This is a genomic window from Serratia sp. 14-2641, assembly GCF_001692375.1.
In the GTDB taxonomy this organism is placed as follows: domain Bacteria; phylum Pseudomonadota; class Gammaproteobacteria; order Enterobacterales; family Enterobacteriaceae; genus Chania; species Chania fonticola_C.
This window is the reverse complement of the sequence record NZ_LXKR01000028.1, coordinates 568,487-578,539: the sequence shown is the minus strand read 5'-3', so window position 1 is coordinate 578,539 and position 10,053 is coordinate 568,487. Positions and strand designations below refer to the sequence as shown.

General features: G+C 54.3%; 8 protein-coding genes. 1 reads left to right on the top strand and 7 read right to left on the bottom strand.

Annotated features, from left to right (window positions below):
* Positions 1 to 193: 193 nt before the first annotated feature.
* The gene (lpxP, locus tag A6U95_RS13175; protein WP_065684794.1) at positions 194 to 1,114 is read right to left on the bottom strand and encodes a kdo(2)-lipid IV(A) palmitoleoyltransferase; all 921 of its coding nucleotides are present in this window, start codon (positions 1,112 to 1,114) and stop codon (positions 194 to 196) included.
* Positions 1,115 to 1,476: 362 nt separating this feature from the next.
* Between lpxP and A6U95_RS13170 the strand changes: the two genes are divergently transcribed.
* On the top strand, positions 1,477 to 4,794 hold the full coding sequence (locus A6U95_RS13170; protein WP_065684793.1) for an autotransporter outer membrane beta-barrel domain-containing protein: 3,318 nt from the start codon (positions 1,477 to 1,479) through the stop codon (positions 4,792 to 4,794).
* A gap of 79 nt (positions 4,795 to 4,873) precedes the next feature.
* Here the strand turns inward: A6U95_RS13170 and fis are convergent, their stop codons facing one another.
* From fis to A6U95_RS13140, 6 genes are all read right to left on the bottom strand, one after another.
* Positions 4,874 to 5,170 carry a DNA-binding transcriptional regulator Fis gene (gene fis, locus A6U95_RS13165; RefSeq protein WP_000462905.1) on the bottom strand — a complete coding sequence of 99 codons (297 nt, stop codon included), beginning with the start codon at positions 5,168 to 5,170 and terminating at the stop codon, positions 4,874 to 4,876.
* A 21-nt stretch (positions 5,171 to 5,191) separates the two neighbouring features.
* Entirely contained in the window at positions 5,192 to 6,157 is a 966-nt protein-coding gene (dusB, locus tag A6U95_RS13160) for a tRNA dihydrouridine synthase DusB (protein WP_037411678.1), read from the bottom strand.
* Between the two features lie 356 nt (positions 6,158 to 6,513).
* Positions 6,514 to 7,248, bottom strand: coding sequence for a carbonic anhydrase family protein (locus A6U95_RS13155; RefSeq protein ID WP_065684792.1), 735 nt, complete (start codon positions 7,246 to 7,248; stop codon positions 6,514 to 6,516).
* A 191-nt stretch (positions 7,249 to 7,439) separates the two neighbouring features.
* Positions 7,440 to 8,321, bottom strand: a complete 882-nt coding sequence (gene prmA / locus A6U95_RS13150; RefSeq protein ID WP_024527981.1) for a 50S ribosomal protein L11 methyltransferase — start codon at positions 8,319 to 8,321, stop codon at positions 7,440 to 7,442.
* Positions 8,322 to 8,331: 10 nt separating this feature from the next.
* Positions 8,332 to 9,777, bottom strand: coding sequence for a sodium/pantothenate symporter (panF, locus tag A6U95_RS13145; RefSeq protein WP_065684791.1), 1,446 nt, complete (start codon positions 9,775 to 9,777; stop codon positions 8,332 to 8,334).
* A complete protein-coding gene (locus tag A6U95_RS13140) occupies positions 9,767 to 10,009 on the bottom strand; it encodes a YhdT family protein (protein WP_065684790.1) in 243 nt (80 codons plus the stop codon). The genes panF and A6U95_RS13140 overlap by 11 nt, the downstream gene beginning before the upstream one ends.
* Between the last annotated feature and the right edge of the window lie 44 nt (positions 10,010 to 10,053).

Below are 10,053 nucleotides of genomic sequence, written 5' to 3'. Positions count from 1 at the left end.
TACGTAATGACATGGCAGATCTCTCATTCCACGGCATAAGCAGCTCCACTCAGAAGTACTCATACCTATGTTGTAAGTGTCTACCATGTCCCCGAACAAGTGTTCATGATGTCCTCGGTCTGTACAGGGAGAGGGGTGGGGTGAGGGGGATTGCCGCTCTCGGCTGATCAACATCACCTGCCAGAAAGCGGGTTTAATACAGTGAAGGCGAACCCGTAGGGCGCGTTTTGAAGCGGCGGTGCAGCCACAGATATTGCTCTGGAGCGCGCATGATTTCTTTTTCTACTACTTTATTCATGTAGGCGGCGGCGGCCACTTCATCGTCGATTGGGTAGTCTTCTAACGCCGGTTGGATCAGCAGATCGTAGCCACAGCCTTTCGGGCGACGGATCAGCACGACCGGTACCAGCGCCGGTTTGGCCATGCGGGCCAGCATAAAGGTCCCACTGGTGGTGGCGGCCTGATCAACGGCAAACAGCGGGGCAAACACGCTGCCACGTGGGCCGTAATCCTGATCCGGAGCAAACCATACGGCTTCGCCGCGCTTCAGGGCTTGCACCATGCCGCGCAGATCTTTGCGATCCAGCATGGCTTTGTTGGAGCGCATGCGGCCTTTGGTCTGTGCCCATTCCATCGCCTTGTTGTTGTGTGGGCGATACATGGCCATCATCGGCTGACACAGGCCCATCGCCCGGCCGCCCAACTCCAGCGACATGAAATGCACCCCAATCACCAGCACGCCACGGCCATTTTGCTGGGCCTGTTTCAGGTGGTTGATGCCGCTCACGTTGAACCAGCGCTTCACGCGTTTATCTGACCAGAACCAGGCCATGCCGGTTTCCAGCAGACCCATGCCGAGGGATTCGAAATTACCGATAATTTGACGTTCGCGCAGTGCTTCATCCATCTCCGGGAAGCACAGTTCAAGATTGCGGCGGGTGATCGACACGCGGCGTTTCAGAAAGCGCATAGAGGTGCGGCCCATCCAGCCACCGAGCTTGTGCAGCACGGGATAGGGCAGTTGAACCAGCAGGAACAGGACCGCCAGACCAAACCAGGTCAGCCAGTAGCGAGGGTGCAGTAATGCACGTTTAAAAGTTTGTGGACGCTTCATATTAACTCTGTATGCGAAATGGGGTAGAAACCTGTAGCGCATAAAGAAGCGACTCAATAGCGATACCATACTCTGACACCCAGTCATGACGATCGTTTAGCCGTTGACTAAACCTTTACATTCGAAGGGCGGTTCGCATTGCTATTAGCCTTCGGAAGGACGGCTGCTCGCCAGCGAAGGGGGCTCTCGTATTCGTGATTATACCACACAAAACGTGGGTGTGAGAGTGGGTGGGTGGTACGTCCACAAAGGGTTATCCGAGGGCTATTTGGGTATTTCCTGTTAGTTATGTTGATTCTTTGTTTAAACGAGGTATGTCCTTCTATACTGGAAGGAAATGGTTCCTTTCTTTGCATACAAGGATGGTTGATTTGAAAAAGCTTTTCATCACGGCGGCGTTAACCGGTTTTTTCGCCAGTCACCCTAGCTACGCCGCAGACAGTTACCTGGTTTATAACACGAATAATGTTGCCGTCTTCCAGGTACGTTTCTTTGATGTGGGTGATGGCCCTTTTATGCCGAATTATCCGCAGCCAATTGAGTCAACCTGGGATCTGAATAACCAACAGAAAGAAAAAATACTGGATGCGATGCGGTACTGGGCTGAAATTATTACCCCCAGACCCGATCAATTGCCTGCCATCATCAACGTAGGCACTTTTGATGAGGTGAACGCTGCAGGCTCCAGCGAATCGGTAACCGATGGTGTAATCAGCATTACCCAATTGCAGGGGGCTTTGAACGGTATTGATACTGGCGAGCTAACCTTCGGTTCTCATGGCCAATTTATCATGGGAAAAATGGATTTTGATAGTATTCCCTATGTCCCAGCGCAATTACCCCGCTCCGGAAAAACGGATCTGGTCAGTGTTGCCGTTCATGAATTGGCTCATGGGTTGGGTATTTCTAATATGGCCACCGATTGGGCTGGGGAAGGGACATTTACCCCCGCTTTTGACACCGATATGCCTTTTGGTTCCTGGACTGAGCATCTGCGTGATGACAATGGAAATCCGGCACGCCCCGGTCAGGTCATACTGTGTGAGGGGTGTAATAACGCATGGGATCCGCAAGGTTTTGATGTGCGCCTTGATAAGGGGTATTTCGCGGGTAAACACGTGGATGAAGTGCTGGCGGGCGCCATGCCTGGTGTTCCGGTAAGAATGTTGGCTGACGATGGCTCGGTTGACGATAACTATATGAGCCATATCGAGCTGAAAAACAGCATGATGAGCCACCAGAATTACCGCAACTACACCACGTTTATGGAAGCCGAGTTAGCGTTATTGCAGGACATGGATTATCAGATCGATCGGCGTAATTTCTTCGGTTTTTCGCTCTATGGTGATGGGCAGACGCTGGTTAATCGACAGGGTTACTTTTTACGTAACAAGCAGGGCGATGGCTACATCACGGGGCAGTATAATACCGCGACATTGGGCGTTGGCTTGCATGTTTACGGCAGTAATAACCACATCTTCCAGCAAGCGGATCTGTTAACACTGGGCGCCGGTGGGGCTGGTATTCGTATCGATGGGCAAAACAACACGCTGAACGTTGAGCCTGGCACTCGCGTATACGCAGACGGGGTCAATGGCCGCGGCGTGATGTTTGCTTATGGCAAGAACCATAATCTTATTCAGCGAGGCGATGTCCAAGCGCTAGGCGCAAATGGCGTTGCCCTCAGTTTTGATTTTGGCAATAACCTGCTGGGCAACGATGTGGATTACCGGGGATCCTGGATACATTATGTTGGTGGACAGGTTGCAACATTATTGCCGGAGCTACAGGGGGCGCTGGTCAATAATGCGGATATTAGCGGCCGGGTTGCCGCTAAAGGTGCGGCGATTTATATCTCGCCAAACGCGCTGGTCAACAATATCAATCTATTAAATGGTGCCCAGCTGGAAGGGAATATCTACTCGGATTATAACCAGTTGGATGAGCATGGCCAGCAGCGCCTGACCCAGTTTACCTTTGGGCGCCTGGCCAATTTGCAAGGGCAGGCAACCGATCAGGCAGACCCCAATTTCCGGTTCAACTACCGGGGAAATATTGAAGGTATCGACAATCTGGCGCTGAGCACTCGCGGGGGGATCACTTCGCTTAATGGTCACCACCAGATTTACAGCATGTCTATCGCACCAGGCTCCACGCTGGCTGGCAACAGCGATTATACCTTGAACCCGGCGGGCCGCTTTGTGAATGACGGTATCCTTGCGCCAGGTAATTCGTTAGGGAAAATCGAGGTCACCGGCCTCTATCAACAGGGCGAGAATGGACAGTTGCTGTTGGAGGTTGATGGCCGTGGTGGACACGATACCTTGGTGGTCAATGGCCATGCTGAATTCAACGGTCAACTGACGTTCGCACCGCAGCCAGACTGGTATGCAACAGACTGGCGGCTGGATTCGGGCGAGATGTTGAAAGCCACCTCGCAGAGCGGAGAATTCCGCACGGTGAACTGTTTACTCAGCTCGCCTACGCTGGCCTTGCAGGCAACGCCAGAGGGTGAGGATCGTTGGCAACTCGCGATGCTGCGTGCTGACAACGCCTACAGCCAATATGCGCAGGACAACAATGCGCGGCAGGTCGGCCAGGCGCTGGACCACATTGTGTCGGTCGCAGGTGCAGACATCCAGCCGCTGTACCGTACTCTGGACTTTTCTGCCGCTGACGGTGGGAGCATCAGCAGCGCTTTGCCGCAGCTCTCTCCTGCTGCGTACAGTGCGATGTTCGCCAGTTCTCTTCATCGTGAACAGCAGATTACGCGGATTGTCAGTGGCTCTCATCCCACCACGCCAGAGCAGCAGGTTGCAGGCGAATGGCATAGTTTTGCCATACCCTTTGGTGGCGGTTTTTGGCAGCAGCGTCAAGGCGATCGGGTTGGCTATGATGCCAGCAGCTACGGCATAATCTTTGGTGCTGAAAAGCGCAGCGAACAGAATAGCGACTGGGTTTATGGCTTCCATGGTGCGGTCAGTGGGCAATCGGTAACGGTAAAAGCACCAGAAAACGCCACCGGTAAAACCACGGCTTTCGATCTGGGCATCCAGGCTCGTTATGCCGCCGATCGGCAAGCGGGGATGTATTTATTCGGCAATGGTCGGTTTGGCATTGAAGATAGCCGTTTGGATCGCAGCATCAGCGTCGAAACTTATCAGGCGAGCCAACATGCCAGTTGGACCGGCCTGGCGGGTTCTGTTGCTGCTGGTGGCGGCTACCGCTGGGCGCTGAATGATCAATGGAGCGCTGGCCCGGTGGCCGCACTGAATTACACTACCCTGCATCGCCCAAGCGTAACGGAAACGGGCAGCGACAGTAGCCGCCTGGCGCTAGGTTCGAGCACTTTTGATTCTCTGCGCTCCAGCATTGGGGTCAACAGCAGTTGGGATCTACCGCTCTCTTCGGGCGCTGCTATTGCTGCCGATCTGCAACTTACCTGGGATCATGAGTTGCTGGATAGCGACGTATCGCAAGAAGCCTCTTTCGCCAACTACCGCGCGGCGAGCTTCAGCAACAAGAATCAGGTGACTGGGCGTGACTCCATGGGGGTGAAAGCCGGGGTTCGTTATCAAATCAACAGGGATGTGGAGCTGGGCTTGGGAGTAGAGAGCGAGCTGTTCCGTTCTGGTTATGACTCGGTAGCGGGCAACCTTTCGGCCACCTGGCGTTTCTGACAGGCCAGTATGATAAAAGAAAAAGGCGCTTGACCCATGAGGTAAAAGCGCCTTTTTTCAATACGTTAACTGACTAGTATCAGTTCATGCCGTATTTTTTCAATTTCTTACGCAGTGTACCGCGGTTGATCCCCATCATCAGGGCAGCACGGGTCTGGTTGCCACGGGTGTACTGCATCACCATGTCCAACAGTGGCTGTTCAACTTCAGCCAGTACCAGCTCATACAGATCGTTAACGTCTTGACCGTTCAGTTGAGCAAAATAGTTCTTCAGTGCTTGCTTAACCGAGTCACGCAGAGGCTTTTGAGTCACTTGGTCCTGTGAGTTCACGGTTGAAACGGTCAGTACGTCAGAATTTACGCGTTGTTCGAACATAGTTCTGTCAGCTCTTTTTTGTTACGCAAGATTTTCGAAATATGCCTCCAACGCCTCCAGCTGTTCGCTGGCATCCTCTATGGCGTTGAATGTGCGCCGAAACTGGTCATTAGGGGCATGCTCCTGTAAGTACCAAGAGACGTGCTTTCGAGCAATCCGGAATCCCTTGCCTTGGCCGTAAAAGCCGTGCAATTCCCGAATATGCCCTATTAACAAGCGCTTCACTTCGCCAAGTGGCATCGGTGGCAGCAGCTCCCCAGTGTCCAGATAATGCTGGATTTCCCGGAAGATCCAGGGTCTCCCCTGAGCAGCACGGCCTATCATTAGGGCATCAGCCCCAGTGTAGTCGAGCACTGCTCTGGCTTTATGCGGGTCAGTAATGTCGCCATTCGCGATAATCGGAATGGAGACATTCTGCTTAACTGCCCGAATGCTGTCGTACTCCGCGTTGCCGTTGAACAGGCAGGCACGGGTTCGGCCATGAATCGTCAGGGCCTGTATACCACAATCTTCGGCCAGTTGGGCAATTTCTACACAGTTACGGTTCTCTGGTTCCCAGCCGGTTCGGATCTTAAGTGTTACCGGCACATCCACCGCGTTAACCACCGCGAGGAGGATCTGTCTAACCAGATCCGGGTACTGCAGTAACGCAGACCCTGCAAGCTTCCGGTTCACTTTCTTGGCTGGGCACCCCATATTGATGTCGATGATCTGTGCACCGCTGGCCACATTAATGCGCGCCGCGGCGGCCATATCATCAGGATCACATCCGGCTATTTGCACGGAACGGATCCCTGGTTCATCGCTATGTACCATACGCAGACGTGACTTATCCGTGCGCCACACCTCCGGGTTGGAGGAGAGCATTTCGGATACAGCCATCCCAGCACCCATTGCATGACATAAGGTTCTGAATGGGCGATCTGTGATGCCGGCCATCGGGGCCGCAATCAGGCAATTTGTTAACTGGTGGTGTCCAATGCGCATAGACAAAGACTGACCATACTGTGTCCGCAAGGGCGCGTATATTACGCATTTTTTCATTCAGATGAAAGGCCAAACTTTGACCAATCGACAGTTATTGGGCAATAAAAGTGCGCTTATGCACCCTTGATGAAAATATTATGTTTATTTAACAATGTGTTGGATGAGTGCGCTTAATTTTCGTGCGCTAAAATATTCCACTAACGACAGGATTTTATCTTTACGTGCCGGTAATAACAGATCGTAACATCAGGTTATTTGTAACATTCTCAGCTTAATACTTTGACAAACCGGCAAGAATGGTGCTGGGAATTACCGCCGCCCCAGTGAGGGGCAGCGGCAGTTGTCGCTGGCAAAAATCAATCGACGATGACGCGGCCGTTCAGCGGCTGTACTGGGCGATTGTTGTTATGGTGGACTACCGAGTGGAATTGACTGATTTGTTCGGCAGAAGCGCTTACAGGCTGATCTAGCACCAACCAGCTGACCCCTTCAGAACAGGGTGGCGTCGTCAGCGAACCGCTGAAGCGGTAAAAGTTAAACTGTTTCGGCAGCAGCGCTTTGATATCCAGCGGTTTGTTCAGCACGGCGGTCTGATCGACAGCGGCAGGCATTTGTTGCCAGGCCTGCGCCAGTTGCGGATTGGCTTTACCTTGCTGGAACATCAGGGCCAGCACCGCCAGGGCACCGTCTTTGTCCTTGTAGACAAAGTGTGCTTCCAGGGGGAACTGCTTGCCGTCGATCTCGTTTTCGCTCGGGGCGTGGAAATGGAACTGCTGTAGCGTGAAGGTGTCGTTATCCAAGCGCAGGGTGTTGCCTTCGCTGACGTTGACTTGAATGGTGTGCCCGTTGTTGACGATTTGCTGTTTGCCCGGCTGGAAAGCCAGCTCAAGCTTGCCGTGCTGGGTTTTCAGCGCGCCCTGGATGTTGACCGGGGACTGGTTTTTACCGGTTTCACACAGTGAAAAATCGGGTGAAAGCTTACCCCAATGCGCCGGGTCTTCCTGGCCTTCATAACCCCAATGAGCATGTTCTGCGGCCCCGATCGAGAAGCTGGCGGCCAACAGGGTAGCCAGCAACATTTTTCCTTTCATTTCCTAATCCTTGTCCAATGAAAATACCAATTATCCTGGGTGGGCGGCTCGTATGCTGCGGGCCACCTTCACTCCGAGCAGGAGAATACGCCCAGCAAGTGTCGGGATAAACTGGCGGATTCTTAGGAAAAGAAAAAACCATCGGAACTGTTTAAATTTCCGATGGTTTTTGGCAAGCGGGGAAAATGTAACTAGTTGCGTTGGCCGGTGATGCGGCACCATTCTTCACGCTCGGCCACCGGGTCGAGATTGAATTTATCCTGATAGGCTTCGGCTACGCTGGCGGCTTGAGTTGCCAGTACGCCTGACAGGCCCAGATAGCCGCCGGATTTTGGCAGGTCGCTGATTAACGGTGCCAGTTCACGCAGCGGGCCAGCGAGAATGTTCGCCACCACCACATCGGCCAGCAGATCGGCTGGCTGGTCTTTTGGCAGATACAGCTCAAGACGCTCTGAAACGCCGTTACGCTGCGCGTTGTCACGGCTGGCCTGAATGGCCTGGGGATCGATGTCGATGCCAATGGCGCGGGCGGCACCCAGTTTTAACGCGGCAATCGCCAGGATGCCGGAGCCACAGCCGAAGTCGATGACGGTTTTGCCAGCCAGATCCAATCCATCCAGCCATTGCAGGCAAAGCGCGGTGGTCGGGTGTGTGCCGGTGCCAAACGCCAGGCCTGGGTCTAGCATGACGTTCACCGCGTCCGGATCGGGCACGTCACGCCAGCTTGGGCAAATCCACAGGCGCTCGCCAAAACGCATCGGGTGGAAGTTATCCATCCACTCACGTTCCCAGTCTTTATCTTCCAACTGCTCGATTTTGTGGCGGAAACCGCTGCCCAACAGCGGATGCTGTTCAAGTATGGCGACCACTTCGGCCATATCGGTTTCGGCATCATACAGGCCGATCACATCGGTATCGCCCCACAGCAGGGTTTCGCCCGGCAGCGGTTCAAAGACCGGGTTGTCGTGGGTGTCCTGGAAGGTGACCGACACCGCGCCGCTTTCAACCAACGCATCGCTCAGGTCTTCTGCCTGGCTGCCGGTGGTGTTCAGTTTTAGTTGGATCCAAGGCATAACAATTCTCTCAAGAGGGTAAGGACGACGCCAACTGGCGCTTTTCGCCGTAGACGTTACCGAGATAAAACGCCAACAGGCTGAGTAACAGCGAAGGCACAATAGGATGCAATCCGGCCAGTTGCAGGCCGAAGCTGGCTAATAGCGTATAGCATAACGCACCGGTGACCATTGAGCTAAGGGCTCCCTGCGCGTTGGCGCGTTCCCAGTACAGGCCCAGCACCAGCGGCCAGAGGAATACCGCTTCCAACCCGCCGAACGCCAGCAGGTTCAGCCAGATGATCATTTCAGGCGGGCGCCAGGCGGCCAGCAGCACCAGCAATCCGAGGATCAGCGTGGTCAGGCTGGAGAAGCGCTTGATCATCTTCTCATTGTTCATCTGCAGCGGACGCACGCCCAGATAGAGGTCTTTGATGATGGTGGCAGAGGATTGCAGCAACTGCGCATTGATGGTCGACATGATCGCCGCCATCGGTGCGGCCAGGAAGATCCCTGCGGCGTAAGGGGGCAGCACGGTGATCATCAACGTCGGGATCACCTGATCGGGGATCTTCAGATCCGGCAGAACCGCACGACCCAGGGCGCCAGCCAGATGCATACCAAACATCAGAATAGCCACCACGATGGTGCCGAGAATAATACCACGGTGCACGGCTTTGCTGTCTTTATACGAGATACAGCGCACGGCGGTGTGCGGCAGGCCTATTACGCCAAAGCACACCAGGATCCAGAACGAAGCCATAAACGGCAGGCTGAGGATCTGATCGCCACCTTGCGGTGAGACCAAAGCCGGATCGATCTGTTGCAGCTTATCAACGGCGCTGTGTAAGCCGCCCGCCGCATGGATCACCGCAACTAGCAGTAATATCGTGCCTATCAACATCACCAGCCCCTGCATGGCATCGTTCAGCACGCTGGCACGAAAGCCGCCAAACGCGGTGTACAACGCAATGCTGATACCAAATATCAGCAGGCCGGTGTCATAAGGAATACCCGCAGCGGTCTCGAGCAGGCGTGCGCCGCCGATAAACTGAACCGTCATTGCCCCAAGGAAGGCGACCAACAGACTTAGACTGGCTAGCCATACCAGCAAGCGGCTCTGATAGCGGGCGAACAGCATGTCGTTAAGGGTGATGGCATTGTAGCGCCGCGCCAGAATGGCAAACTTTTTCCCCAACACGCCAAGTGAAAGCCACACGGCAGGCAGTTGGATCATCGCCAGCAGCACCCAGCCAAGGCCATATTTATAGGCGGCACCCGGCCCACCGATAAACGAGCTGGCGCTGATATAGGTGGCGGTCAGCGTCATGGCCAACACAAAGCCGCCCATCGAACGGTTACCGAGGAAATATTCACTCAGGAAGTTACCGCTTTGGCGACGGGTATAGGCATACACCGAAAGGCCAAACACCAGCAACAGATAGGCAATCAGCGGCAGAATGACCTCAGTTTGCATCGCTATCCTCCAGGGGGATATCGCGGAAGATGCCGCGTACCATCAGCCAGCACAGGCCAATAAACAGCAGCGGTACCAGCAGGCAGGCCATTTCGAACCAGTGTGGCAGCCCGGTGATCCCGGCGTTGCTGTCTGGCAGATAGGCCGCCAGCGACCAGGCCAGCAGGTAAAACAGCGTCAGGCCCAGTGCCCAGCGGGCTTCGCGGTTAGCTTGAACAAAGCGTTGTTCCATCCGTGCCTCCAAGGGGTTTACGGTTATGGATTGGCAAAGGAGGG